The 24584-nt window shown below is 65.0% G+C and carries 24 protein-coding genes and 1 tRNA gene; 17 read left to right on the forward strand and 8 right to left on the reverse strand.

Annotated elements, in window-relative coordinates:
* Positions 1–25: 25 nt before the first annotated feature.
* The 4 genes from AC1RQC_RS18845 to AC1RQC_RS18860 all read left to right on the forward strand — a co-directional run bounded on the left by AC1RQC_RS18845 (position 26) and on the right by AC1RQC_RS18860 (position 3560).
* Positions 26–742, forward strand: coding sequence for an ABC transporter permease (locus tag AC1RQC_RS18845; protein ID WP_492884304.1), 717 nt, complete (start codon positions 26–28; stop codon positions 740–742).
* 97 nt (positions 743–839) lie between these two features.
* Entirely contained in the window at positions 840–1724 is an 885-nt protein-coding gene (locus tag AC1RQC_RS18850) for a glycine betaine ABC transporter substrate-binding protein (RefSeq protein WP_492809997.1), read from the forward strand.
* Positions 1725–1734: 10 nt separating this feature from the next.
* Positions 1735–2382: an ABC transporter permease gene (locus AC1RQC_RS18855; protein ID WP_006162433.1), complete on the forward strand. Its 648-nt coding sequence runs from the start codon at positions 1735–1737 to the stop codon at positions 2380–2382.
* Between the two features lie 2 nt (positions 2383–2384).
* Positions 2385–3560 (forward strand): osmoprotectant ABC transporter ATP-binding protein OsmV, encoded by a 1176-nt coding sequence (locus AC1RQC_RS18860; protein ID WP_492374996.1) that lies wholly within the window; start codon positions 2385–2387, stop codon positions 3558–3560.
* 64 nt (positions 3561–3624) lie between these two features.
* Here AC1RQC_RS18860 and AC1RQC_RS18865 read toward each other — a convergent pair whose 3' ends face one another.
* Together AC1RQC_RS18865 and AC1RQC_RS18870 are read right to left on the reverse strand one after the other, a co-directional pair.
* Positions 3625–5202 (reverse strand): aldehyde dehydrogenase (NADP(+)), encoded by a 1578-nt coding sequence (locus tag AC1RQC_RS18865; RefSeq protein WP_492809903.1) that lies wholly within the window; start codon positions 5200–5202, stop codon positions 3625–3627.
* A gap of 212 nt (positions 5203–5414) precedes the next feature.
* Positions 5415–6161, reverse strand: a complete 747-nt coding sequence (locus AC1RQC_RS18870; RefSeq protein ID WP_254615405.1) for a FadR/GntR family transcriptional regulator — start codon at positions 6159–6161, stop codon at positions 5415–5417.
* Between the two features lie 228 nt (positions 6162–6389).
* On the opposite strand from AC1RQC_RS18870, the gene gudD reads away from it, so the two are divergent.
* From gudD to AC1RQC_RS18915, 9 genes are all read left to right on the forward strand, one after another.
* Positions 6390–7748 carry a glucarate dehydratase gene (gene gudD / locus AC1RQC_RS18875; protein ID WP_492884306.1) on the forward strand — a complete coding sequence of 453 codons (1359 nt, stop codon included), beginning with the start codon at positions 6390–6392 and terminating at the stop codon, positions 7746–7748.
* A gap of 159 nt (positions 7749–7907) precedes the next feature.
* Entirely contained in the window at positions 7908–8861 is a 954-nt protein-coding gene (locus tag AC1RQC_RS18880; RefSeq protein ID WP_492809995.1) for a Bug family tripartite tricarboxylate transporter substrate binding protein, read from the forward strand.
* Between the two features lie 165 nt (positions 8862–9026).
* Complete coding sequence (locus AC1RQC_RS18885) at positions 9027–9401, forward strand: hypothetical protein (RefSeq protein WP_492884308.1); 375 nt, start codon at positions 9027–9029, stop codon at positions 9399–9401.
* A 508-nt stretch (positions 9402–9909) separates the two neighbouring features.
* Positions 9910–10416 (forward strand): type IV pilin protein, encoded by a 507-nt coding sequence (locus AC1RQC_RS18890; protein WP_492884310.1) that lies wholly within the window; start codon positions 9910–9912, stop codon positions 10414–10416.
* A gap of 3 nt (positions 10417–10419) precedes the next feature.
* Positions 10420–10908 (forward strand): GspH/FimT family pseudopilin, encoded by a 489-nt coding sequence (locus AC1RQC_RS18895; RefSeq protein ID WP_492884311.1) that lies wholly within the window; start codon positions 10420–10422, stop codon positions 10906–10908.
* Positions 10905–11495, forward strand: coding sequence for a type IV pilus modification protein PilV (gene pilV / locus AC1RQC_RS18900; RefSeq protein WP_492809893.1), 591 nt, complete (start codon positions 10905–10907; stop codon positions 11493–11495). Before AC1RQC_RS18895 ends, pilV begins: the two co-directional genes overlap by 4 nt.
* Entirely contained in the window at positions 11492–12523 is a 1032-nt protein-coding gene (locus tag AC1RQC_RS18905) for a PilW family protein (RefSeq protein WP_492375001.1), read from the forward strand. Before pilV ends, AC1RQC_RS18905 begins: the two co-directional genes overlap by 4 nt.
* Before the next feature lie 3 nt (positions 12524–12526).
* Complete coding sequence (locus AC1RQC_RS18910) at positions 12527–13072, forward strand: pilus assembly PilX family protein (protein ID WP_492375002.1); 546 nt, start codon at positions 12527–12529, stop codon at positions 13070–13072.
* 55 nt (positions 13073–13127) lie between these two features.
* Positions 13128–16340, forward strand: coding sequence for a pilus assembly protein (locus tag AC1RQC_RS18915; RefSeq protein WP_492884313.1), 3213 nt, complete (start codon positions 13128–13130; stop codon positions 16338–16340).
* A 294-nt stretch (positions 16341–16634) separates the two neighbouring features.
* On the opposite strand, the gene AC1RQC_RS18920 is transcribed toward AC1RQC_RS18915, so the two are convergent.
* Positions 16635–16724: transfer RNA gene (locus tag AC1RQC_RS18920), tRNA-Ser, on the reverse strand.
* Between the two features lie 273 nt (positions 16725–16997).
* On the opposite strand from AC1RQC_RS18920, the gene AC1RQC_RS18925 reads away from it, so the two are divergent.
* Positions 16998–17522, forward strand: coding sequence for an outer membrane lipoprotein (locus tag AC1RQC_RS18925; protein WP_492809887.1), 525 nt, complete (start codon positions 16998–17000; stop codon positions 17520–17522).
* An 81-nt stretch (positions 17523–17603) separates the two neighbouring features.
* On the opposite strand, the gene hemW is transcribed toward AC1RQC_RS18925, so the two are convergent.
* From hemW to AC1RQC_RS18950, 5 genes are all read right to left on the reverse strand, one after another.
* Positions 17604–18848, reverse strand: a complete 1245-nt coding sequence (hemW, locus tag AC1RQC_RS18930) for a radical SAM family heme chaperone HemW (RefSeq protein ID WP_492884315.1) — start codon at positions 18846–18848, stop codon at positions 17604–17606.
* On the reverse strand, positions 18845–19462 hold the full coding sequence (rdgB, locus tag AC1RQC_RS18935) for an RdgB/HAM1 family non-canonical purine NTP pyrophosphatase (RefSeq protein ID WP_492375006.1): 618 nt from the start codon (positions 19460–19462) through the stop codon (positions 18845–18847). Before rdgB ends, hemW begins: the two co-directional genes overlap by 4 nt.
* A 13-nt stretch (positions 19463–19475) precedes the next feature.
* Complete coding sequence (gene rph / locus AC1RQC_RS18940; RefSeq protein ID WP_150986278.1) at positions 19476–20195, reverse strand: ribonuclease PH; 720 nt, start codon at positions 20193–20195, stop codon at positions 19476–19478.
* A 140-nt stretch (positions 20196–20335) separates the two neighbouring features.
* Positions 20336–21250 (reverse strand): PP2C family protein-serine/threonine phosphatase, encoded by a 915-nt coding sequence (locus AC1RQC_RS18945; protein ID WP_492375007.1) that lies wholly within the window; start codon positions 21248–21250, stop codon positions 20336–20338.
* Positions 21251–21421: 171 nt separating this feature from the next.
* Positions 21422–22471, reverse strand: a complete 1050-nt coding sequence (locus AC1RQC_RS18950; RefSeq protein ID WP_492375008.1) for a serine/threonine protein kinase — start codon at positions 22469–22471, stop codon at positions 21422–21424.
* 178 nt (positions 22472–22649) lie between these two features.
* Here AC1RQC_RS18950 and AC1RQC_RS18955 point away from each other — a divergent pair, with 178 nt between their 5' ends.
* The 3 genes from AC1RQC_RS18955 to rpoZ all read left to right on the forward strand — a co-directional run bounded on the left by AC1RQC_RS18955 (position 22650) and on the right by rpoZ (position 24538).
* Positions 22650–23591, forward strand: coding sequence for a YicC/YloC family endoribonuclease (locus AC1RQC_RS18955; protein WP_150986275.1), 942 nt, complete (start codon positions 22650–22652; stop codon positions 23589–23591).
* 5 nt (positions 23592–23596) lie between these two features.
* Positions 23597–24250 (forward strand): guanylate kinase, encoded by a 654-nt coding sequence (gene gmk, locus AC1RQC_RS18960; RefSeq protein WP_043344606.1) that lies wholly within the window; start codon positions 23597–23599, stop codon positions 24248–24250.
* A gap of 84 nt (positions 24251–24334) precedes the next feature.
* Positions 24335–24538 (forward strand): DNA-directed RNA polymerase subunit omega, encoded by a 204-nt coding sequence (gene rpoZ, locus AC1RQC_RS18965; protein WP_006162413.1) that lies wholly within the window; start codon positions 24335–24337, stop codon positions 24536–24538.
* The last annotated feature ends 46 nt before the right edge of the window (positions 24539–24584 follow it).

Consider the following 24584-nt stretch of genomic DNA (forward strand, 5'->3'; position numbering starts at 1 on the left):
ATCTGGCATGCGGACAGAGGGGAATATGTCCAAGCAATCCGTACAGGCGCTGGCCTGGGGATGTCTCACGCTCGCTGCGCTGGCCGCTCTGGTCACCTGGATCGGCGTGGATGTCATCCTGCAATATCAGGAACGCCTGTGGTACGACGTTGCCGACCACCTGCGCCTGGTGGCGTGGTCGATGGCGCTGGCGCTGGTCACCGGCATCCCGGCTGGCATCGGCCTGAGCCGTCCGTGCATGCGCCGCTGGGCCGACCGCCTGATGCAGGTCTTCAATATCGGCAACACCGTGCCGTCGCTGGCGGTGCTGGCGCTGGCCCTGGCCGTGCTCGGCATTGGCGAGCGGCCCGCCATCCTGGCGCTGTGGCTGGCTTCGCTGCTGCCGATCGTGCGCAATACCTGCGAGGGCTTGCTCGGCGTTTCCCCGGCACTGACCGAGGCCGCGCGCGGCCTTGGCATGACCGCCATGCAGCGCCTGTTCCGGGTCGAGCTGCCCAACGCGCTGCCGGTGATCCTGGCGGGCGTGCGCATCAGCCTGGTGATCAATGTCGGCACGGTGCCGCTGTCCTTCCTGATCGGCGCCAACAGCCTGGGCGAATTGATTTTCCCCGGCATCTACCTGAACAACCAGCCCCTGCTGTTGCTGGGCGCCGCGGCCACCGCGCTGCTGGCACTCGCTCTCGATGGCCTGTTTGCCGCCGCCGGTTATTGCTACCTGCGCCGCCGCGGGCTGGCGCGCTAAGGCGCGCAAGGGCGCACCGAACATGAAGGAGAACCCGATGCATTTCATCACAAGCGCGCTGGCCCGCGCGGGCCGCGCGGCCCGTGGCCAGGCACGCATGCTGGCGAGTGTCGCCGTGCTTGCCGCAGTGGCAGCCATGGCGCTGCCGGCGCACGCCGACACCGTTCGCGTAGGCGGCAAGAACTTCACCGAGCAGCTGATCCTGTCGTCGATGACCACGCAGTACCTGCAGGCCAAAGGCCTCACCACTGAGCTCACCGCCGGCCTGGGCAGCACGCTGATGCGCCAGGCCATGGAAAGCGGCCAGCTCGACGTGGTGTGGGACTACACCGGCACGGCGCTGATCGTGTTCAACAAGGTCGAGGAAAAGCTTGGCGCCGCCGAGAGCTACGAGCGCGTCAAGACGCTCGACGCCGCGCGCGGCCTGATATGGCTCGATGCTTCCGGCATCAACAACACCTATGCGCTGGCGATGCCGAGAAAGCGCGCCGAAGCCGCTGGCGTGACCACGTTGTCGGCCTTCGCCGAGACGATGCGCGCCGCCGGCGAGGGCACCGCCCATCCGTTCGCGGTCGATATGGAGTTCGCCGCGCGTCCCGACGGGCTGGAGCCGCTCAAGGGGCTCTACAAGCTGCCGTTCTCGCGCCGCGACGTGATCCAACTCGATCCCGGGCTGGTCTACACCGCGCTGAAGAACGACCAGGTCGAGCTGGGTCTCGTCTACACCACCGATGGCCGCGTCAAGGGCTTCGACCTGGTGCTGCTGGAAGACGACCAGCACTTCTTCCCCGCCTATAACGCGGTGCCCGTGGTGCGCAAGGCAACGCTGGATGCGCATCCCGAGCTCGCGGGCCTGCTCAACGCGCTGGCGGCCCGGCTCGACAACGCGGCCATGACCGAGATGAACTACAAGGTCGATATCGACCAGCAGCCGGTCGACAAGGTGGCGCAGGAATTCCTGCGTGGCCACGGCCTGATCTGAAGAGGGCCGCATGGACTTGCTGACTTACCTCCAACACAGCTGGCCGACGCTGCTCAAGCTCACCGGCCAGCACCTGGCGCTGGTGGGGTCCGCGGTGGGCCTGGCGATCGTCGTCGGCGTGCCGCTGGGCATCCTGTGCGCGCGCTTTCGCTTTCTCGCCACGCCGCTGCTGACGCTGGCCACCATCGTGCTGACCTTGCCGTCGATCGCGCTGTTCGGGCTGATGATCCCGATCTTCGCGCGCTTTGGCCACGCGCTGGGCTACGTGCCGGCGGTGACCGCGGTGTTCCTGTATTCGCTGCTGCCGATCATGCGCAATACCTGCGTGGCGCTCGCCAATGTCGACGACGGCATCCAGGAAGCCGGACGCGGCATCGGCATGACCACCTGGCAGCGCATGCGGCTGGTGGACCTGCCGCTGGCCGTGCCCGTCATCCTCGGCGGCGTGCGCACCGCCGTGGTGATGAATATCGGCGTGGCCACCATTGCCGCCATCATCGGCGCGGGTGGCCTCGGGGTGCTGATCCTGCAAGCGATCAGCCAGAGCAACATGAGCAAGCTGGCGATCGGCGCGGTGCTGGTCAGCGTGCTCGCCATCGTGGCCGATGCCTGCCTGCAGTGGTTGCAGCGGGCGCTGACACCGAAAGGAATTCGCTGAACATGATTGAACTCGACCAACTCACCAAGACCTTCAGGCAAAAAGACGGCGCCGAAGTGCGCGCCGTCGATGCCGTTTCGCTCACTGTGCCCAAGGGCGAGATCTGCGTCTTCCTAGGCCCCTCGGGCTGCGGCAAGACCACCACGCTCAAGATGATCAACCGCCTGATCCAGCCCAGCTCCGGCCGGGTCCTGATCGACGGCGAGGACACCACCCGCGTGGACGAAGTCACGCTGCGCCGCAAGATCGGCTACGTGATCCAGCAGATCGGCCTGTTCCCCAACATGACCATCGAGGAGAACATCATGGTGGTGCCGCGGCTGCTGGGCTGGGACAAGAAGCGCAGCCGCGAGCGCGCACGCGAGCTGATGTCGATGGTGCAGCTCGACCCCGGCAAGATGCTCACACGATATCCGCGCGAACTCTCGGGCGGGCAGCAGCAGCGCATCGGCGTGATCCGCGCGCTGGCGGCGGATGCGCCCGTGCTGCTGATGGACGAGCCGTTCGGCGCGGTGGACCCGATCAACCGCGAGAGCATCCAGAACGAGTTCTTCCAGATGCAGCGCCAGCTCGGCAAGACCGTGATCATGGTCTCGCACGATATCGACGAGGCCATCAAGCTGGGCGACCGCGTGGCCGTGTTCCGCGGCGGCAGGCTGGTGCAGTTCGACCATCCCGACGCATTGCTGGCGCGTCCGGCCGACGATTTCGTGCAAGCGTTCATCGGTCACGACAACACGCTCAAGCGCCTGCTGCTGGTGCGCGCCGGCGATGCCGCCACCATGGCGCAGACCTGCAGCCCCGGCATGCCGCTGGCGCAGGCGTTTGCCATCATGGACGAGGCCGACGTGCGGCACCTGCCGGTGGTGGATGATGCGCAGCGCGCGCTGGGCTACGTCACGCGGCGCGATGCGCGCGCGGGGCAGGGCATGTGCGCGGATGCGACGCGGCCATTCATGGCGACCGCCGCGTTCGACGAGCATCTGCGCATCGTGCTCTCGCGCATGTACCAGCACAACACCAGCTGGCTGCCGGTGGTCGATGCCGATGGCGTCTACCTGGGCGAAGTCACGCAGGAGTCGATCGCCGACTATCTCAGCTCGGGCCGCTCGCGCGGGAATGCGCCGGTGATCCAGCCGCCGCAGGCGCCGGCTGCCATCGAGCGCATTGCTGCGTAATGCTCAGCTAGGGAGATAGAAAAAGGGCCGGAATTTCCGGCCCTTTTTCCATGGGTGCGCGGGATTAGTCGCGGGCCAGTTGCCCGTCGGTGAGGCGCCACACGTTCAGCGGGTTGCCATCCTGCAGCGCGGGCGGCAGCAGTTCCGCCGGCACATTCTGGTAGCACACCGGGCGCAGGAAGCGCTCGATGGCCGATGCGCCGACCGAGGTGGCGCGCGTGTCGGACGTAGCCGGGAACGGGCCGCCGTGCACCATGGCGTACGACACTTCCACGCCCGTCGGATAGCCGTTGAACAGCACGCGCCCGGCCTTGCGCTCGAGCACGGTCAGCAGGATGGCGGCCTCGGCACGATCCCCCGCATCCGCTTGCACGGTGGCGGTCAGCTGGCCCTCCAGGCGGCGCGCCACCGCCAGCATCTCCTCGTGGTCGCGGCATACGACCAGCACCGAGGATGGGCCAAACACTTCGGCTTCCATGCGGTGGTCCGCAAGAAAACGCTCCGCGGTGGTTTCGAACAGCGCGGGGCGGGCCTGGTTGGGGCCGCTGGCGGCCTGGCCACTGCCGATGCGGCGCAGCCCTTCGATATCGCTGAGCTGGGCCACGCCGTTGTCGTAAGCCTGGCTGATTCCGGGCGTCAGCATGGTCGCCGCCGCCTTTTCCGCCAGCGCCGCAACCGCGCCCTGGCGGAACACGTCCAGCGCCGGGCTTTCCACCGCCAGCAGCAGGCCCGGGTTGGTGCAGAACTGGCCTACGCCCATCACCAGCGAATCCACCAGATTGCGCGCGATCTCCGCGCCGCGCGCGGCCAGGGCCGCCGGCAGCAGGAACACGGGGTTGATGCTGCTCATTTCCGCGTAGACGGGGATCGGCTGGGGACGGCTGTTGGCCGTCTGCACCAGCGCCAGGCCGCCGCTGCGCGAGCCGGTGAAGCCCACTGCCTGGATCGACGGATGCGCGACCAGGGCCGTGCCCACGGCAACGCCCGCGCCCACCAGCAGCGAGAACACGCCTTCGGGCAGGCCAGCATCGGCCACGGCCTTCTGGATCACGCGCCCGACCAGCTCGGAGGTGCCGAGGTGGGCCGAGTGCGCCTTGACGACGACCGGGCAGCCGGCCGCCAGCGCGGATGCGGTATCGCCGCCCGCCACCGAAAACGCGAGCGGGAAATTGCTGGCGCCGAACACCGCCACCGGGCCGACCGCGATCTTCTGCAGGCGCAGGTCGGGGCGTGGCGGCGTGCGCTCCGGCAGGGCGGAGTCGAGTGTGGCGGCTTGCCAGCGGCCATCGCGCAGCACGCTGGCGAACAGGCGCAGCTGGCCGGCGGTTCGGGCGCGCTCGCCCTGCAGACGCGCAACAGGCAATGCGCTCTCGGCGTGGGCGCGCTCGATCAGCTTGTCGCCCAGGGCTTCCAGGCCGCTGGCGATCGATTCCAGGAACCTGGCGCGGATCTCCGGCGAGGTGTTGCGGTAGGTGTCGAACGCGGCTTCGGCCAGCGCGCAGGCACGCTCGGCCTCGGCGGCGCCGCCGCCATGGAATTCCGGTGCCAGGACTTCACCCGTGGCCGGGTTGGTGGCATGGAGGATCTTGGTGGTGCCGCGCACTGCGCGGGCGCCGATCAGCATTTCGCCGGTAATGGTCATTAGCGTTTCCTGCTTTTCAACTGCAATCAAGTGGGGAGTGCGCCATAGCTTGCGCTAGAGGCGGCGTGTATGTGGTCCCGGGCTGACACGCGGGACGCATAAATGGGGACATAGCCTTGCCGCGCTTTATTGTAAGACATCCTACAACATGAGGCGCTCGTTGGGCAAGCAGGAAATCCCGGATCCCGCCGGGATGCGCCGGCAGCCCGCCCCTAGCCGGCTTCCACCGCCGCCGACGCCTTGCGCAGGCGTTCGCGGCTGTTGGTCAGGTGCATGCGCATGGCGGCCTTGGCGCCTTCGGGGTCGCGCCGCTCGATGGCGTCAAAGATGTTCTCGTGCTCGATATTGACGCGCTCAAGGTACTGCTCCCGCTCCTGCGCGCTGACATGCAGCCGGCTGCGCGGGATCACCATGGTGCCGAGGTGGCCCATGATGTCCGTGAAGTAGCGGTTGCCGGTGGCGCGCGCAATCAGCAGGTGGAACTCGAAATCGGCACCGACAGAATCCTCGCCGCCCGCCGCCGTGCGCTTGAGCTCATCGAGCGCGCCACGCATCGCCGTCAGTTGCTCATCGCTGCGCCGCGATGCCGCCAGGCTGGCTGCCTCGGCTTCCAGGCTGACGCGGAATTCCAGCATGGCCAGCACGTCCATGGCAGTGCCCATGGTGGCGGGATCGATGCGAAAGGGCGAGCCGTTCTCGGCGCTGCGCGCCAGCACAAAGGTGCCGATGCCGTGGCGGGTTTCCACCAGCCCGCTGGCCTGTAGCCGCGACAGCGCTTCGCGCACCACGGTGCGGCTGACGCCGAGCGCGGCCATGATCTCGGACTCGGTCGGCAACTTGTCGCCCGGCTTGAGCTGGCCTTGCTGGATGCGCTCGCTCAGGTTGCTCACCGCCTCTTCGGCAAGCGTACGGCCGCGGCGCCGCAGCGGGGGAGTGGAGGCAAACATCGGGTTTGACATGGTGATGGGCTGGGACTTGACCGGATCGCAATGGCCTCATTATACTGCGTCGTAAGTTATATGACGACAGATAACAGGTGTCTCCCGTTGCATGGGCTGTAGCAGCCGCTTTGGGACCTGGCAAGCACCGCACACAAGGATCCGGCAGCAGCCGGCGCATCCAACCCGAGACAACCCGCAAGGGCCGGCAGCCAAGGCGGCGAGCCGCTCTTCCTGCTGGAGTTCAACATGACCCAATCATCCCTTTGCGCCGCGCCCATGGCAGACACGCCCGTCATCACCGAGCTGACCGTCGTGCCGGTGGCCGGCCACGACAGCATGCTGATGAACCTGTCCGGCGCGCACGGTCCGTTCTTCACCCGCAATATCGTCATCCTGAAAGACAGCGCGGGCAATATGGGCGTCGGCGAGGTGCCCGGCGGCGAAGCGATCCGCCAGACGCTGGAGGATGCGCGCGAACTCCTCGCCGGCCAGTCGATCGGCAACCACCAGGCGCTGCTCAATCGCGTGCGCACCGCCTTTGCCAGCCGCGACGCGGGCGGGCGTGGCCTGCAGACGTTCGACCTGCGCATCGCCATCCATGCGGTCACCGCGCTCGAGGCGGCGCTGCTCGACCTGCTGGGCAAGCATCTGGGCGTGCCGGTGGCCGCGCTGTTGGGCGAAGGCCAGCAGCGCGACGCCGTGGAGATGCTGGGCTACCTGTTCTATATCGGGGACCGTAACCGCACCACGCTTGCCTATCGCAGCGAGCCCGAGGCGGACAACGACTGGTTCCGCCTGCGCAATGAAGCCGCGATGAATGCCGAGGGCGTGGTACGCCTGGCGCAAGCTGCCTATGAGCGCTATGGCTTCAACGATTTCAAGCTCAAGGGCGGCGTGCTGCGCGGCGACGAAGAGATGGAAGCCATCCTGGCGCTCGCCGAGCGCTTCCCCAAGGCGCGCATCACGCTGGATCCCAACGGCGCGTGGTCGCTGGCCGAAGCCGTGCGCCTGTGCCGCGACAAGCATGGCGTGCTGGCCTATGCCGAAGATCCTTGCGGCGCGGAGGAGGGCTACTCGGGCCGCGAGGTCATGGCCGAGTTCCGTACCGCCACCGGCCTGCCCACCGCCACCAACATGGTCGCGACCGACTGGCGCCAGATGGGCCACGCGGTGCGCCTGCAATCCGTGGACATCCCGCTGGCCGATCCGCATTTCTGGACCATGCAGGGCTCGGTGCGGGTGGCGCAGATGTGCGCCGAGTGGGGCCTGACCTGGGGCTCGCACTCGAACAATCACTTCGATATTTCGCTGGCGATGTTCACCCACGTGGCCGCCGCCGCGCCGGGCCGCGTCACCGCCATCGACACCCACTGGATCTGGCAGGACGGCGAGCGCCTGACCAAGGCGCCACTGAAGATCGAGAACGGCAAGGTGGCCGTGCCGACGGAGCCGGGCCTGGGCGTGGAGCTCGACATGGCGCAACTCGCGTTGGCGCACGAGCGCTACAAGAGCATGGGGCTGGGTGCGCGCGACGACGCCGTGGCCATGCAATTCCTGATCCCGGGCTGGACCTTCAACAACAAGGCGCCCTGCATGGTCCGGTGAGCCGCATCTGCGGCCCCCGCACGAATACAAGACAAGAAAACCACCAAGCACAAGGAGACAACCATGAACAAATTTGATGGCCGGCCGGCTGCCGCGGGCATGCTCGCCGCACCCGCGCGGCGCAAGTTCGGCCGGCTTGCCGCAGCCACGCTCGCTGCCATGGCGGCACTGGCCGCCGCAGGCGCCGTGACCAGTGCCGCGGCCGCCTCGCCGGCATGGCCCCAGAAGGCCGTATCCGTGGTGGTGCCGTTCCCTGCGGGCGGCTCCACCGATACCATCGCGCGCATGCTGGCGGTGCCGCTCAATGAAAAGCTGGGCCAGCCGTTCGTGATCGACAATCGCCCCGGCGCTACCGGGGCCATCGGCGCGACCATGGTCAAGCGCGCGCCTGCCGATGGCTACACCTTGCTGGTGGCATCGATCGGCGTCTATGCCGTGAACCCGTTCCTGCAAAAGAACCTGGGCTATGACCCGGCCAAGGACTTCGACCTGCTGACGGTGGCCGTGCGCGCACCCAACGTGCTGGTCACCAAGCCGGACTTCCCTGCGAAGAACTTGCAGGAGCTGGTCGCGTACATGAAGAAGAATCCGGGCAAGGTGGCGTTCGCCAGCTCCGGGGCAGGTTCGTCGGACCATTTGACGGCCGCGCTGTTCTGGCAAAAGTCCGGCACCGACGGCCTCCACGTTCCTTATAAGGGTGGGGCGCCGGCCATCTCCGACCTGCTCGCCGGCCAGGTGGACGTCTCGTTCCAGAACGTCAACGCGGTGCTGCAGCATATCCGCAGCGGCAAGCTCAAGGCGCTGGCGGTGACCGGCGACAAGCGCTCGGCGGTGCTGCCGAATGTGCCTACCATGGCGGAGGGCGGGGTGAAGGACGTGGACGTGTATTCGTGGCAAGCCGTGGCCGCGCCGCGCGGGCTGCCGAAGGACGTCAAGACGAGACTGCATGCCGCGCTGGTCGGCTCGCTCAACGAGCCGCAGATGCGCCAGAAGCTGGCCGAGAACGGTTTCGAGGTGGTCGCCAATACACCGGAGCAATTCGAGCAGTTCGAGAAGCAGGAACTCCAGCGCTGGAAGGGCGTGATCGAAGCCGGCAAGATCAGCATCGACTAAGCACACGCGATCCATCCAGGCATTGCTCTTTGCCCCGCCAAAAGCGGGGCGTTTTTATTTTGGCGGGTAGGTTTGGACGCGGGCCTGCGCGACCTGATAGGCTTGGGCTAACACGCCTATGCACGCCCATGCGCGCCTTGCGCTATCGCACCGCTGTCACCTGCCATGATCCGCTTCTGCAAATCGCCCCCCTGCCTGCTGATCGAGACCAAGTCCCGGTGGTTGATTCCGCGCGGGTTCGATGGCTTCGCGCCGGGGCCGCTGATCCTGGTGCGGCCCGGCGTGAGCCACGCGCTGATCGAGCATGAGAAGGTGCACGTGCGCCAGTTCTGGCGCTGGTGCGGCCTGATGGGCGTGCTCTACCTAGCGAGCCCGCGCTGGCGGCTGCGTTTCGAGTTGGAGGCCTACCGCGAGCAGTTGAGGCACTGCGAGCCGGGCGTCGCGCATCACTTCGCGCGCATGCTGGCCCGGCACTACCGGCTGGATATTACGCAGGAGCAGGCGTATCGCTTGCTGACGGCGCCGGTCGAGCCAGGGTGAACCGGGCAGCGCGGACCGGTTCAGCCGAGATCGCCGCACTTGTGGATGATCAGCGCGAGCGCCACGATGCCAAGGGTCAGTGCTAGGAGGTCTAGCACTGCGGCTCCGTGCGGCGATGTCTTGAGGGGAGGCGTCATGTCCGGCGAAATGAAGCAGCCAGGATGGCGCCGTGGGTGGCGCTGACGGCGACGCTGATCGTGGCGTACCTGCCCTCTCTCCGTGAGTGGCACCTTCGCAAGCACTGGCGAAACGAGTGGGCTGCAGAAGAAATCAAAAGTGATTGCGATCAATGTTGCGATAACGGCTCTTGGCCATCGCCACCTGCTTGGCATTCACCTCACGTTCTAGGCCACCCACTGGCGGCGCGCGGCGCATCGCAGTGGGGTCCATGCAACGCTCCCCGAAGGACGCTCATTGACACCTTTGACCATGACTTGAATCGCGACTACACTCGCCGCGTAAGACTTCGGAACTGGGTCATCCGGGGAAAATAAAAAGGAGCGCGAGCATGGGCCACAGAAGCCCGGCGGTGCGATATAGCCGAGAGCATCGGCTATTTCGGGAGTTTGGGGTAGCCACGGCGTGCGGCGGTTCGGGTCGCCACGCTCGGCTAGGGGGCGGCTTTACGCTCATCGAGTTGATGGTCACCGTGGCAATCATCGGCATCCTTGCCGCTGTCGCCTATCCCTCCTATGTCCAATACGTCGTGCGCTCCAATCGCACAGCGGCGGAGTCGTTCCTGCTGGAAGTCGCCAGCATGCAGGAGCGCTTTCTGGTGGACAACCGGAGCTATGCCACAAGCCTGGCCGCACTCGGCTATGCAAGTCTTCCCGCGGCGATTTCCTCCAACTATCAAATCACTGTCACCGCGGTCGCAGGTCCGCCGCTTGGATATGTCCTGACGGCGGCGCCGCAGGGCACGCAAGCCACGAACGACACCGCGTGCGGAACGCTGACGCTGTCGAGTACCGGCGACAAGAGCGTCTCCGGCACGGGATCGAGTTGCTGGAAATAGCCTATGCGAAATACTCGTGCATCGAATATAGCCTGCGCGCTCGCAGATCGCGGATTCACACTAATAGAATTGTTGGTAACACTGACGGTGTTTGCCATCGTAGCGTTTGCCGCAGCCCCGTCGTTCTCGAGCCTGATCGCGACACAACGCGCACGGAATGCCTCGCTGGATCTTTCCGCTGCGCTGACATTGACGCGCAGCGAGGCGGTCAAGCGCAACAGCAGTGTCACCATGGCCACCTCCGGCACTTGGGCCGGGGGCTGGGCCGTAACGGCGGGAACCGAAAATGTGCGCAGTTTCGGTCCGTATGACGGCATTTCGATCACCGCCAGCGCAGGCAACTCCCTATCGGTCGGCAACGACGGCAGGCCCGCTACCGGCAGCCTGACGTTCCAGGTAGCGCCAGCGGTATCGCCCCAGGCGGCTTCGACGATCTGCGTACAGGTGAGCGGAACTGGCCGCGTCGCTCTGGTATCGGGAACATGTACATGAACTCGCGTGCACCACGTACGTGCAAATGCCTATGCCAGTCCGCGCAGTGCGGCGCCACGCTGATCGAGGTCTTGGTATCGATCGTGATCCTGCTGGTGGCACTACTTGGCACCGCCGGCCTGATCGCCCGCTCCGGGCAGTCGGAAATGGAATCCTATCAACGCGTGCAGGCGCTGACCCTGCTTCAGGACATGGCGGCTCGGCTCAATGCGAACCGCCAGGCCGTGGCCTGCTATGCCAGCGGGACCACCATGACTACAGCGGGAACCGCCACGGTTCCGGCTCCAGCCTGCACAGTTGGTTCCGCCGCCCAGCAAGCCACCGCAAACGCCGACCTGGCTGCTTGGGGGACGGAATTGCTGGGTAGCGCGGAAAACAACGGCGGCAAGGCGGTCGGGGGCATGATCGGTGCGCTTGGCTGTATCGAAGCGCTCGATGCCACGAACCAGATCTATCGCATCACAGTGGCCTGGCAGGGCCTTGCAAAGACAACCGCGCCGGCGCTGCCATGCGGCAACGGACAGTTCGGCAATGACAGCTATCGCCGCACAGTGAGCATTCAGGTCCGCATTGGAGTTCTCTCGTGAATCGGCCGCGAATTGCAATACTCCACCGGCAGCGTGGGATTTCCCTTGTCGAGTTGATGATCGGGATGACGCTCGGGCTGCTGCTGTTGACGGCGCTGGGGAGTCTGTATTTCTCCACCACACGGTCACGCTCGGAGTTCTCCAACGGCGCCGACCAAGTGGAAAACGGGCGCTACGTGCTAGACACGCTAGGCCGTGAGATTGAACTTGCCGGCTTCTTTGGTGCCGCCAGCGTAGCGAACGGCGCAACCGTAGCAAGTCCCGCTCTGTGCGCCGCAGCGCCGAATGCCTTGGGTTTTGTCAACTCGCCCGCGACAGTGCCTCTCGCTCTCCAAGGCTACGCACCGGGCACTGTGGCCTCATGCTTGCCGAACCTGGCGCCGGCATCGGAAATACTTGTGGTAAGGCGCGTGTCGACGACGCCGGCGGCGGCCGCCGCCGCCGGGCAGTCCTATATGCAGGTATCGTTCTGTTCCAGCGACGCCACATCGTTCGTGTTCGGTGCCAGCGCCCCGGCCTTCACCATGCGCACCAAGGCATGTGACCCGACCGTTGTCGCGGAGTTGCGCCCGGCGGTAGTCCGTATCTTTTATCTTGCCGCCTGCGATGTGTGTTCCGGCGCTGGTGACGGCGTGCCGACGCTGAAGATGGCCGAACTGTCCGGCGGAGCCTTTCAGGTCAATTCGGTGGCACAAGGCATTCAGGACATGCATTTATCTTACGGCGTGGATCTCGACAATAACGGTTCCGCCGACTGCTACGTCAGCGACCCCGGCGTGAACAACAGCGCGATCTGTACCTCGGTACCCGCATATGATTGGACGACCGCCCTTACCAACTGGCAGAACGTCACCTCTGTACGCATTAACGTCCTTGCCCGCACGCAAAGGGCCTCACTCGGCTGGACAGACAGCCGCACCTATGATCTCGGACGTGCCACCGTAAGCGGCCCGTTCAACGACGGCTTCAAGCGCCATGTCTACGCCCGGGTGGCAAGGCTGGCCAATGTGGCAGGCCGCCGGGAGTAAGCCATGCAAATCGCGCTGCGCCGGCAGTCCGGCGCCACCCTGATCGTCACGCTGATTTTCCTGGTGATCTTTTTGCTGATGACGATATCGCTGGTCAGCTCCAGTGTCATCAATGTGAAGGTCGCCGCTAACCAGCAGCACGGCGTGGAAGCGCAGAATGCCGCGCAACAAGGCATTGAGCAGGTTATTAGCAATGACTTCACTGCCAACCCCACGGCAGCGGCGGCTAGCGTGCCGGTCGATGTGAACGGCGATGGTCGCGCTGACTATACGGCGCAGGTTGCGGCGCCGGTGTGCCAGACCAGCAAGCCGGTAAAGAATACGGATCTCGATACGTCCAATGCTGACGACGTTTCCTGCTTCGTTGGCAATGGTAACCAGGACACTGGCATCTTGACGGCATCCGGCGGTGGCGGCGGAAATTCACTGTGCAATGCCACTCAATGGGATGTAAAGGCCAGCGTCAGCGATAGCGCAGCCACTGCGACCAACACCACCTTGCACCAGGGCATCTCAGTACGCGTGCCGGTCGGCACGGCATGCCCGTAAGTTTGCGGCCACGACTCAGTTATCGATTGCCTCACCTCCGAACTCAGGACTCACAATGCGTCAATTCGCTGAACGCGCTGCCTCGCGCATTGCCATCGCCACGTTACTCGCGCTTCCTGCCTTGCACCCGGCAATGGCGGAGGACATCGATCTGTACACTGGCTTGCAGCCCCAGGCCGGCAAGCCCAATGTGCTGATCCTGTTCGACAATGCATCGACCTGGGATGCGTCGGCCAGCTTCACCTGCTCCACATCGGGGGTCGTCTCCAGCAATAACGATGGCAAGGACGTCGGCGCCGAGCAATGCGCGCTCTACAACGCGGTGTCGTCGATCAAGACCAGCCCCACACTGCTGGGCAACCTCAATCTCGGCGTGATGATGTTCGGCAGCGGGAGCAACGTCGGCGGCCAGTTCAAGTTCCCGTCCGTGGCACCTTTCAAGTTGCCGCTGATGGACAACAGCGGGGTCGACAGCTTCCTTCGCTATGTGAAAACAATCGACCGTCAGGCCGACAACTCGAACAACTCGCAGGTCGGTGGCGGTATGCAGGAATCGTGGGCCTACTATGCCGGCCAGACTGGCTTGTCCGGCACCAAGTACACCTCGCCGATCGACAACCCCTGTCAGCGCAATTTTGTCATCTATATCGCCAACGCCGTGAACAACGGCAAGCCGCAAGACACCGGCCAGAATGTCATCAATGCCCTGGCCGCAGCAGGCGCGACTACAGCTCAGCAGCAGCAGATTGTCATTCCCGCTCCCAACAACAAATACCAGAGCAACTGGGGCGACGAATGGGCTCGCTTCATGTACCAGACTGACGTCCAGGGCAACATGGCCAACCGTCAGAACATCGTGACCTACACGATCGCGGTGACCGATGGCAAGAATCCTGACTATGTCCAGCTCGCGAGCAGCATGGCGACCAATGGCGGCGGTAAGACATATGTGGTACAGCTAGGTGACGTCAATGGACTGACGTCGGCCTTGCTGCAAATCTTCAACGAGGTGCAGGCCATCAACAGCGTGTTTGCCTCGGTCAGCCTTCCGGCCTCCGTCAATGCCCAGGGTCAGTTCCTCAACCAGGTCTATGTGGGAATGTTCCGCCCGGATGCCACCGCGGCACCACGGTGGCAAGGCAATCTCAAGCAGTACCAGATCGGCTATGACGCCGGTGGCAACATCGTGCTGCAGGATGCCAAGGGCAACGCTGCCATCAGCAACGCGGCGACGGGCTTCATCTCCCCGAACGCCATCAGTTTTTGGACTACGGAGCCGCCGCTTTCCTTTGGCGCGACCGGCTACGGGAGCAGCGCAGTCGGTAGTTGGCCGGCCACGGGATACTGGCAGAATAGCCCGTCAAGTGTCGGGTGGGGCCTTGATTCCCCTGATGGAGAGGTCGTGGAGAAGGGGGGGGCGGGAGAGATGCTGCGCGCACAGTTGCTGACCAGCCAGACCAGCCGGCAACTGATCACCTGCAACGGCGCGGGTAGTTGCCCGACGAGCGCGGCGATGCCGTCATTCGATAGTTCCAACACATGGCTGAAGGACACGAGTTCGACCGGCGGCCTTGCCGTCATCAACTCGGGGACCAGCGGCGCGAAGACCATCACCGCCACCGAATTGCCCAAGCTCATCGCCTGGGTACGCGGCCAGGACGTCGCTGCTTCGGATACCACCAGCCTGGCCGGCACCGAAGCAGAGCCAGGTCCCGGCACGCCGGTGACCGTGCGCAGTTCGATCCACGCAGACGTACTGCATTCCAGGCCGGCTGTCGTCAACTATGGCGGCAGCAAGGGAGTTGTGGTGTTCTATGGCACCAACGATGGCGTGTTCCATGCTATCAACGGTAACCAGACGCAGGGCATCGGCAGTGTGAGGCCGGGCGGCGAGCTATGGGGCTTCATCGCACCGGAGTTCCTTGGCAAGCTCAGCCGCCTTTATACCAACTCTCCGGAGGTGCAGCTCTCGACCACGCCTGGCGGTATCACCCCCGCTCCGGCGCCGCGGGATTACTTCTTCGATGGAAGTACCACCGTGATGCAGGACTTGCGCGACGCGGCGAATCCTCGTGTGGTCATTTACCTGACGGCACGCCGCGGCGGGCGGCTGATCTATGCAATCGATGTGACCGATCCCGTCAATCCGCGCTTCCTGTGGAAACGCTCCAATGCTGATATCCCTGAACTCGGCCAGACCTGGTCCCAGCCGCGCGTAATGCGCGTGCGCGGCTACGCCAACCCGTTGGTGGTGATGGGCGCGGGCTATGACTCGGCCGAGGACAGTGATCCGTCGCCGGGAGTTGATACCATGGGACGCGGCATCGTGGCATTCGATGCCGTCAGCGGCGCCGTTGTGTGGAGCGCGCTGCCCAACTGTAGCGGTATGAGCGGCACATGCCTGGCGGTTGCCGGCCTGACCCGGGCCATCCCGTCGGATGTCACGGGGCTTGATCGCAATGGCGACGGTTATATCGAACGCCTGTATGTTGGCGACGTCGGCGGCAATCTCTGGAGAGCCGACTTTGAGACTACCGCGGGCAATGCGCCTGTCAACTGGACGCTTAACAAGCTTGCTGCACTCGGCGGCGCAGCCAGCACGAACAACGCGCGCAAGTTCTTCTATGCACCCGACGTCATTTCCACCGCTGCCTACGACGCCATTACAGCCGGCACGGGTGACCGAGAGCATCCTCTCTATTCCGCCTCAACGACGCAGGGGACTGCCTATAACGTGGTCAATCGCCTCTACATGTTGAAGGACCCCAACATACTCGGCATGCCGGCCACCTGGACGCCCATCACCGAGGCCAGTCTTGTCGACGACACCAGCACCACGGCTAAGTACAACGGTACTGGCGCGGGCTTCTATATCACGCTCACGAATCCCGGTGAGAAAGCGGTGAACGCGCCACTGACCGTCAGCGGCTACACCACGATCGGCACAAATACGCCAGCCGTGCCGCAGGCCGGCATGTGCTACCCCAATCTTGGCATTGCCCGGAGCTATTCCTTCAGCTTCCTTACAGCTTCAGGCCAAAACCCACAGCGTTCGATCATCCTGGATGGCGGCGGCTTTCCGCCTTCCCCGGTATTCGGCATGGTATCGATTGGCAGCGGTGTAGTGCCGGTCTTGCTCGGCGGTGGCAACCAGACCGGCGCCGGAGGGGGGGATGCCACCTCGGCGCTAGGTGCCCAAAAGATCAATATCGCGGGGGTCGGCAAGCGCAAGCGCATCTACTGGTATCCGGAGAGCGACAAGCACTAGCGTGGCACAGGTGTCATGCCGCACTCGAAAAGCCTGTCGCCAACGTTTGAAATGGGTTCGCGTTTCGGAAGGCCCCTGGGGTGGGCACCGTTCGCTTGTGCGGCGGGAAATGGAACCCGTCAGCCGACGTACCGCAGAGGCGAGAGCGACTCGGCAAAGAATGCATCATGCTGTGATGAATCTACAAAAGCGCTGCGGTCGGCTGTGAGTACGCTTGCGTGCAGGTAAAAGCGTAGGTGGGCGTTGCGACGAAATAGAAATCCATTTGTAAATCAATGATTTACATTGGATTGATGGCGGAAGCGGTGAGATTCGAACTCACGGATGGGTCACCCCATCGGCAGTTTTCAAGACTGCTGCCTTAAACCACTCGGCCACGCTTCCCGGGGGAAGAGCAGGCATTGTAGCGCGAACAGGGAAGGCCCCTGTCCGTGCCGCATGCTGCTTCGATGCTGGCGCCACGGCCAGCGCCGCGCATTATAGCAAGGCCGCGCGGCCTGGGGGCATGAGAAAATGCCTGTGGCCTTGTCGGTGCCTGTCGGACACGGCGGAACCTTCAATCCGGATTCATGCTCCTATCATGCGTGAGGGTAGTCGTGCCCATGTGGGCGCTCCCTCCTGTTCCATGCAGTAGCAGTCAATCGAGGAGAATAACCAATGAACGGCAAGACTCTGTTGGGCGTGGCGGCGGCGGCCGCGGTGGTGGGCTTGGCGGGTTGCGCGGCGCCCGGTGGTGGTTATGGCGGCGGCTATGGTGGTGGCTACGGTGCGCCGCAGCAAGCAGCCTATCAGGCACCGCCCCCGCCCCCGGGCACCAACACCTACCAGGCACCCGCGAATTCGGCGTTCTATGGCCGGGTTGAATCGATCGAGCCGGTGACGACGCAGCAAAACAGCTCGGGCTTGCTCGGCACGGTGATCGGCGGCGTGGCCGGTGGCTTGCTGGGTCACCAGATCGGCGGGGGCACCGGCAATACCATTGCCACCATCGGCGGCGCGGTGGCGGGTGGCGTGGCGGGCAACCAGATCGAGAAGCGTGCCGGCAGCAGCACCGAAACCGTGTATCGCGTCAACGTGCGGCTGGACGATGGCCGCATGGCTACCGTGACGCAGCGCAACGTCAGCAATCTGCGTATCGGTTCCCGCGTCCAGGTGGCCAACGACATGGCGACGCCGTACTGACCGGCGTGCCTTCGCGCCGCGCACGCGAGCAAAACGGCCACCCTCGGGTGGCCGTTTTGCTTGTGGCAGCGTGGTATGCGATCAACCTTTCAGGAACATCTCCTGCAGGTCGTTCAGGAAGCGCCGTCCCAGTTCTGTGGGCTTGATGGTAGCGAGATCCGCTTCCAGCAGGCCTTTCTTTTCGGCGGCGGCCAGGTCGCGGCTGATGGTGTGCAGCGGCAGCCCGGTGTGGTCGAAGAACGTGCTGGCCGGCACGCCGTCAGTGAGGCGCAGCGCGTTCAGCATGAACTCGAAGGGCAGGTCGGCTGCGCCGACATCGTGCTGCTCCTGCACTGCGTTGCCGGCCATGGCCTGCGCCATATACGTGGCGGGATGCTTGTGGCGCATCTGGCGCAGCACCCGGTGCGGGAACGATAGCTTGCCGTGCGCGCCGGCCCCGATGCCCAGGTAGTCGCCAAAGCGCCAGTAGTTCAGGTTGTGGCGCGCTTGCCGGTGCGGCCGGGCGTAGGCCGAGGTTTCGTAGTGGACGTAGCCCGCCTGCGCGGTGCGTGCTTCGATCAGGTCCTGCATTTCATACGCGCTGTCGTCATCCGGCAGCGCCGGCGGGAACTTGGCGAACAGCGTGTTGGGCTCCAGCGTCAGGTGATAGAGCGACAGGTGCGTGGTGTTGAACGAGAGTGCCGTCTCCAGGTCATTGGCACATTCCGCCAGCGTCTGGCCAGGCAGCGCGTACATCAGGTCGAGGTTGACGTTGTCGAAGTTGTCCAGCGCGATGCCGATCGCCGCGCGGGCTTCGGCGCCGCCGTGGATGCGGCCAAGCGCGGCAAGATGGCGGTCGTTGAAACTCTGGATACCGATGGACAAGCGGTTGATGCCGCTGGCGCGATAGCTGGCGAAGCGCTCTGCTTCGAACGTGCCGGGGTTGGCCTCCATCGTGATCTCGGCGTCGGCGTCCAGCGGTAACAGCGCGCGGATATCCGACAGCAGCCGGTCCATGCCGGCGGCCGACAGCAGGCTAGGCGTGCCGCCTCCGATGAAGACCGTGTGCACCTGGCGGCCCCACACCAGCGGCAGTGATTGCTCCAGGTCGGCGCGCAGCGCGTCCAGGTAGGCGTCTTCCGGGATGTCGTGGCTGTCCGCCGCGCCGGGCACGGCATGCGAGTTGAAATCGCAGTACGGGCACTTTCGCACGCACCACGGAATATGCACGTAGAGCGACAGCGGCGGGGAGCCGGGCAGCGCGAGCTGGCCCGGCTGCAGCCACAATGACTTGGTATCGGCGGGGGCGCTGGCGCCCATGGACGCCAGGGGAACGATCGGGATCATGGGCAGCCAGTCCCGGGGCCGCCGGCCTGCAGGCGCTCGGTCAGCGCTTTGAGCGCGAGCGCACGGTGGCTGACGGCGTTTTTTTCCTCGGCGCTCAATTCGGCCGCGGTCTTGCCCAGGTGCGGCAGCAGGAAGTGTGGGTCGTAGCCAAAGCCGGCGTTGCCGCGCGGCGCGTCGACCACCTCGCCAGCCCACACGCCCTCGGCGATCACCGGCCGCGGATCCTCGGCATGGCGCACCAGCACCAGCACACAGTAGTAGTAGGCGTGGCGGTTGAGCTTGCCGGCCAGCTGCGAGATGAGGTGCGCGTTGTTGGCGGCATCGGACTTGGGCTTGCCCACGAGTTGCGCATAACGCGCCGAGTAGACGCCCGGCGCGCCATCCAGCGCGTCGACGCAGATGCCGGAGTCATCCGCCAGCGCGGGCAGGCCGGCCAGGCGGCTGGCGTGGCGCGCCTTGGTGAGGGCGTTCTCGACGAAGGTGGCGTAGGGCTCCTCGGCCTCGGCAATGCCGAGCTGCCCCTGCGGGACCACCTCGAAGCCGAGCGGCGCCAGCAGCGCGCCAAACTCGCCGAGCTTGCCGGGGTTGTTGGAGGCGAGGACCAGGCGTTGCATGGCGTTCACCGTATCAGGCCAGGCCCAGCGCGCGGCGCTGGTGCGCCACCAGTTCGGCGATGCCTTGCTCGGCGATGCGCGTCATCGCATCGAGATCGGCACGGCTGAACGGCACGCCCTCGGCGGTGCCTTGCACTTCGACAAAGCCGCCGCTGCCGGTCATCACCACGTTCATGTCGGTGTCGCAGTTGCTGTCCTCGGCATAATCCAGGTCGAGCACGGCCACGCCATCCACCATGCCAACCGACACGGCGGCAACGAAGTCGCGGATCGGGCTGGCCTTGATCTGGCCGTCGCGCAGCATGGCGGAAACAGCGTCATGGGCGGCCACGAACGCGCCGGTGATGGCCGCGGTGCGGGTGCCGCCATCGGCCTGCAGCACGTCGCAGTCCAGGTGAATGGTGAATTCGCCCAGCGCGGACAGATCGAACACCGAGCGCATCGCGCGGCCGATCAGGCGCTGGATCTCCTGCGTGCGCCCGGTCTGCTTGCCGCGGGCGGCTTCACGGTCCGAGCGCGTGTGGGTGGCGCGCGGCAGCATGCCGTACTCGGCGGTGACCCAGCCTTCGCCGCTGCCCTTCTTGTGGGGGGGCACCTTGGCCAGCACGCTGGCGGTGCACAGCACCTTGGTGTCGCCAAAGGCACTCAGGACAGCACCTTCGGCGTGGCGGGTGTAGTGGCGGGTCAGAGCAATAGGGCGCAGCGCATCGGCTGCGCGTCCGCTGGGTCGCATGTGGGGGTTTTCTCGGAAATCGATTCAGGACCCGGATTTTAACGCCGCCGGGCTGCGCGTGCGCGTCCTGCGCCAACTCCCCCCGCGGGGGCATGCGAATTCCCGCGCCATTGCGGCGCGGGCGGTACTTTGGCCCGGGCTCAGCGCATGAAATTGCTGGTCTTGTCGATCGCCGCGCGGATCTCAGCGATGGAGCGCTCGATCTCCTCCTCGGAGAGCAGGTCGGTATCGCCGCCGTTGTTCTCCAGGATCGAGGTGGTGAACGTGTTGAGCGGCAGGGTCTCGGTGGCGACCGAGTCCTCGTTGGACAGGTGGGCGTCGAGTTCCCACATCATGGCGATGGCTGTGGTGTTGTCGGCGCCGTCGCCGGCGTTGTGCAGCGCCTGCTCGATCAGGTCCGGGATGGCATGCACCACGGACAAGTTGGTGACCTTCTCGATCAGCAGTTGCTCTTCGATGCTGCCCCACAGCCCGTCGGAGCACAGCAGCGCCACGTCGCCCGGCTCCAGCCGCAGCGGGCCGCCGATATCGATCAGCGGCAGGTTGGGCGAACCCAGGCAGTTGTAGAGCTTGTTGCGCTCGGGGTGGTTGGCCACATCCATTGGCAGCACGCGCTCCTGCTGCAGCAGGTTCTCGATCTTGGAGTGGTCGCGCGTGCGGGTCAGCAGGTTGCCCTTGCGCACCAGGTAGAGGCGCGAGTCGCCGGCGTGGGCCCAGTGGATCTGGCCGTTCTGGACCAGGCAGCAGACCACAGTGGTGCGCGGGACGTCGGCCAGCTGGTTGGCCTCGGCGTAGCGATGGATTTCCCGGTGGGCCAGCATGATGGTGTCCTGCAGGAAATCGGCAGGATTGCGGATCGAAGGCCGGGCCTGGGCCTGGAACTGGCGCGCCAGGGTCTGCAAGGCTTGCTGCGCGGCGACTTCGCCCAGCGCGTGGCCGCCCAGGCCATCGGCCAGCACCATCAGCAGGGCATCCCGCGTAAAGCAATAGCCCATGCGGTCCTGGTTGATGCGGCGGCCGCCTTTTCTGCTTTCCTGGTAGACGGAGAATCGCATGGTGGCTGTAGGAGTCAGTTCTTGAGAGACGGCGGCGTCATCCGCGCGCTCCACCGGCACAGCGTGCGGGCGGGCCGCGAGGCGACGGTTCTCATCATAGTTGTAAATGGTGGCAGAAGGGGGGCACGGAGGCGGCTGCGCATGGCGCGGGGGATGGCGCCACTACGTGCTTTATTCGCCGCTTGCGCCGGCCTCCTTGGCCTGGACTGCCGCGGCTGGCTCCTCGCGCTTGCGCAGCAGCGTCAGGAACCGGCTTGCGAGGGGGCGCTCGGCGGCCGCGGCTGCAGGCGCGGCGGCCTGCTCGCCTAGTGCATTGGTTTGTTCGCGCAGCTCCTTTTGCAGCCGGAACACGCTCTGCGGCCGCTCGGAAGGGGGCAGCCGCAGGCACCATTCGACCAGGTCCACCAGGCCGTCGGTATAGCTGGCGCGCAGTCGCGTGATGGAGTCCGCCATGCGGTCGTCCTTCTCGCGCTGGTTGGCCTCCTGGGGCGGCATGCCGGCCATGCAGGCGTAGAGCGTGGCGCCAAGGCTGTAGATGTCGGTCCACGGGCCCAGCTCGGAATGCTTGCCGTACAGCTCCGGCGCGGCAAAGCCCGGCGTGTACATGGGCTGGAAACGCGCGGCCTCCATGGTCAGGATCTGGCGGGCGGCACCAAAATCGAGCAGGATGGGCGATTCGTCTTCGCGCAGGTAGATGTTGCCGGGCTTGATGTCCAGGTGCAGCAGCTTGTGGATATGCACTTCGCGCAGGCCGCTCATCAGGTCGTGGAAGACCTTGCGGATGAAGTGTTCGCGCAGCACCTTGGCGCGGCCTTGCTGGCGCGCGTGCAGGATGTGTTCCTGCAGTGTCTTGCCCAGCTCGTAGTTCATCACCATGTAGACGGTGGAATTCTCTCGGAAGAAATTCACCACGCGCACCACGCTGGGATGCGAAATCTTCGCCAGCGAGCGGCCTTCCTCGAAGAAATACTTGAGCCCCAGCCGGAACGACGCCGCGCTTTCCTCGGGCACCACCGGGATCAGCTCGCCGGGCTGGCGGCGTGCCAGCGACGACGGCAGGTACTCCTTTATCGCGACAGGGGAGCCAGTCTCGTCGGTGGCAAGGTAGACGAAACTGAACCCCCCGCTGGCCAACTTCTTTACAATACGATAGTTGGACAGCAGCGTGCCGATGGGCAGCGGTGCGCTCTTTGGAGGTGATGCGCCCTTTGGCTCTGTCATAGGATTCGGGACCTTGATTGCCTCCGGATTGTCCTGACTAATCGAAGACTTGTAAAGAACACAATAGCGGCCATTTTGGCCTCTCTTTTCGGCGTTCAACCAGCGTGGTTGCGGGGCTGCCGGCTCCCCGGGCTGTTTGAACCCATGCGGCCAGATGGCCATTTCGCGAGACTACTTAATGATCCACAGCATGACAGGCTACGGCCTGGCGACGCGCCAGGCGCCGCTGACGGACGCGCAAGGCGCGCCAACCGGCAGGACCGCATCCGTTTCGGTGGAGTTCCGCACAGTCAATTCGCGATTCCTCGACCTGTTTTTCCGGGCTCCCGAAGAATGCCGCGCCTTCGAGCCGGCGCTGCGGGAAATGCTCATGGCGAAGCTGTCGCGCGGCAAGCTGGAATGCCGCATCAACCTGCAGCGCGCCGATGCCGGCGCCGGCGGCACCACGCTGGCGCTCAACGACGCCTTGCTGGCGCAGATCCGCTCGATCGAGGCCACGGTAGCAGCCACCTTCACGCAAGCCGGCTCGCTGCGCATGGGCGAGATCCTGCGCTGGCCCGGCGTGCTGGTTGAGCCCGAGTTGTCGCAGGACGCCCTGCGCGAGGCCGTGACGGGCGCAGCCAAGGAAGCGCTGGGCCAGTTGCTGGAAGCGCGCCGCCGCGAGGGCGACGCGCTCAAGGCCACCCTGGACGAGCGCATCGAAGCCATGCTGGCCATCGTCGAGCGCCTCACGCCCACCATCCCGCAATTGATCGCCCATCACCAGGACAAGCTCACCGAACGCCTGCAGGAGGCCTTCAACCTGGTCGCGCCCGGCGGCATGCCCTCAATGAGCCGAGACGAAATCGGCGAGCGCATCCGCCAGGAAGCCACGGTCTACGGCATCCGCATCGACATCGCCGAAGAGCTGTCGCGCCTGCAGGCCCACCTGAACGAAACCCGGCATATCCTCAAGAAGGGCGGGCAGGTTGGCAAGCGGCTCGATTTCATGATGCAGGAGCTCAACCGCGAAGCGAACACGCTGGGCTCCAAATCAGCGGCCAAAGAACTGGCCGATGCCGCCATGGAACTCAAACTGCTGATCGAGCAGATGCGAGAACAGATTCAGAACCTAGAATAATCATCATGAGTGAAACGTCGTCCCACGTCGCCATCGACACCGCCTATCCCGGCAACCTGTTCATGGTGGTGGCGCCTTCCGGCGCCGGCAAGTCCACCCTGGTCAACGCACTGCTGGCGCAGGACCAGGCCATTCGCCTATCCATCTCGCACACCACCCGCGCGCCGCGTCCCGGCGAGCAGGATGGCCGCGAATACCACTTCACCACCGTGGACGCGTTTCGCGCGGCGCGCGATCGCGGCGAATTCCTCGAGTGGGCGGAAGTGCACGGCAACTACTACGCCACCTCGCGAGTGTGGATCGAGCAACAGATGGCCCAGGGCAACGATGTGCTGCTGGAAATCGACTGGCAGGGCGCGCAGCAGGTGCACCAGCGTTTTTCCAACGCCATGGAGATCTTCATCCTGCCGCCGTCGCTGCAAGCGCTTGAAGAACGCCTGAACAAGCGCGGCCAGGACGAGCCGAACGTCATCGTGCGCCGCCTGCTGGCAGCAGGCAGCGAGATGGCCCACGCGTCCGAGTCGGACTATGTCATCATCAACGAGGTTTTCGAGCAGGCGCTCGAACAGCTTCGCAGCGTCATCCGCGCTACCCGTCTGCGTTTTTCATCACAAAAGGCGCGTCACGCCGACCTCTTCATCGAGCTCGGTATTCATTGATCCGGAGCGCGGCGGGAACGTTTCTTGCCGCGTGCTGTAAAATAGCCGGCATCGCATAAGGTTTTGTCCCGAGGTGGATTACATATGGCGCGTATTACCGTCGAAGATTGTCTGAAACACATCCCGAATCGCTTCGAGCTCGCGCTCGCGGCAACGTACCGGGCCCGTCAGCTGGTGCAGGGTCACACTCCCAAGGTCGAGGCCAAGGACAAGCCCACGGTTGTGGCGCTGCGCGAGATCGCCTCGGGCCAGATCGGCATCGAGATGCTCAAGAAGGTACCGACCTGATTTTCGGGCGGCGGTGGCCAGTCCTAGCAACGCGTACCTTTGCATT

It is taken from the genome of Cupriavidus sp. GW822-FHT03E04, from assembly GCF_058801495.1.

What these genes read in the sequence shown, in the direction of transcription:
- AC1RQC_RS18870 (WP_254615405.1), bottom strand. Translation starts at nt 6,161, where the DNA reads ATGTCAAACCCGATGTTTGCCTCCACTCCCCCGCTGCGGCGCCGCGGC.
- AC1RQC_RS18860 (WP_492374996.1), top strand. Translation starts at nt 2,385, where the DNA reads ATGATTGAACTCGACCAACTCACCAAGACCTTCAGGCAAAAAGACGGC.
- AC1RQC_RS18895 (WP_492884311.1), top strand. Translation starts at nt 10,420, where the DNA reads ATGCGAAATACTCGTGCATCGAATATAGCCTGCGCGCTCGCAGATCGC.
- AC1RQC_RS18910 (WP_492375002.1), top strand. Translation starts at nt 12,527, where the DNA reads ATGCAAATCGCGCTGCGCCGGCAGTCCGGCGCCACCCTGATCGTCACG.
- AC1RQC_RS18845 (WP_492884304.1), top strand. Translation starts at nt 26, where the DNA reads ATGTCCAAGCAATCCGTACAGGCGCTGGCCTGGGGATGTCTCACGCTC.
- AC1RQC_RS18945 (WP_492375007.1), bottom strand. Translation starts at nt 21,250, where the DNA reads ATGCGATTCTCCGTCTACCAGGAAAGCAGAAAAGGCGGCCGCCGCATC.
- hemW (WP_492884315.1), bottom strand. Translation starts at nt 18,848, where the DNA reads ATGATCCCGATCGTTCCCCTGGCGTCCATGGGCGCCAGCGCCCCCGCC.
- AC1RQC_RS18885 (WP_492884308.1), top strand. Translation starts at nt 9,027, where the DNA reads ATGATCCGCTTCTGCAAATCGCCCCCCTGCCTGCTGATCGAGACCAAG.
- gmk (WP_043344606.1), top strand. Translation starts at nt 23,597, where the DNA reads ATGAGTGAAACGTCGTCCCACGTCGCCATCGACACCGCCTATCCCGGC.
- pilV (WP_492809893.1), top strand. Translation starts at nt 10,905, where the DNA reads ATGAACTCGCGTGCACCACGTACGTGCAAATGCCTATGCCAGTCCGCG.
- rph (WP_150986278.1), bottom strand. Translation starts at nt 20,195, where the DNA reads ATGCGACCCAGCGGACGCGCAGCCGATGCGCTGCGCCCTATTGCTCTG.
- AC1RQC_RS18855 (WP_006162433.1), top strand. Translation starts at nt 1,735, where the DNA reads ATGGACTTGCTGACTTACCTCCAACACAGCTGGCCGACGCTGCTCAAG.
- rpoZ (WP_006162413.1), top strand. Translation starts at nt 24,335, where the DNA reads ATGGCGCGTATTACCGTCGAAGATTGTCTGAAACACATCCCGAATCGC.
- AC1RQC_RS18955 (WP_150986275.1), top strand. Translation starts at nt 22,650, where the DNA reads ATGATCCACAGCATGACAGGCTACGGCCTGGCGACGCGCCAGGCGCCG.
- AC1RQC_RS18880 (WP_492809995.1), top strand. Translation starts at nt 7,908, where the DNA reads ATGGCGGCACTGGCCGCCGCAGGCGCCGTGACCAGTGCCGCGGCCGCC.
- AC1RQC_RS18950 (WP_492375008.1), bottom strand. Translation starts at nt 22,471, where the DNA reads ATGACAGAGCCAAAGGGCGCATCACCTCCAAAGAGCGCACCGCTGCCC.
- AC1RQC_RS18925 (WP_492809887.1), top strand. Translation starts at nt 16,998, where the DNA reads ATGAACGGCAAGACTCTGTTGGGCGTGGCGGCGGCGGCCGCGGTGGTG.
- AC1RQC_RS18850 (WP_492809997.1), top strand. Translation starts at nt 840, where the DNA reads ATGCTGGCGAGTGTCGCCGTGCTTGCCGCAGTGGCAGCCATGGCGCTG.
- AC1RQC_RS18865 (WP_492809903.1), bottom strand. Translation starts at nt 5,202, where the DNA reads ATGACCATTACCGGCGAAATGCTGATCGGCGCCCGCGCAGTGCGCGGC.
- AC1RQC_RS18915 (WP_492884313.1), top strand. Translation starts at nt 13,128, where the DNA reads ATGCGTCAATTCGCTGAACGCGCTGCCTCGCGCATTGCCATCGCCACG.
- gudD (WP_492884306.1), top strand. Translation starts at nt 6,390, where the DNA reads ATGACCCAATCATCCCTTTGCGCCGCGCCCATGGCAGACACGCCCGTC.
- AC1RQC_RS18890 (WP_492884310.1), top strand. Translation starts at nt 9,910, where the DNA reads ATGGGCCACAGAAGCCCGGCGGTGCGATATAGCCGAGAGCATCGGCTA.
- rdgB (WP_492375006.1), bottom strand. Translation starts at nt 19,462, where the DNA reads ATGCAACGCCTGGTCCTCGCCTCCAACAACCCCGGCAAGCTCGGCGAG.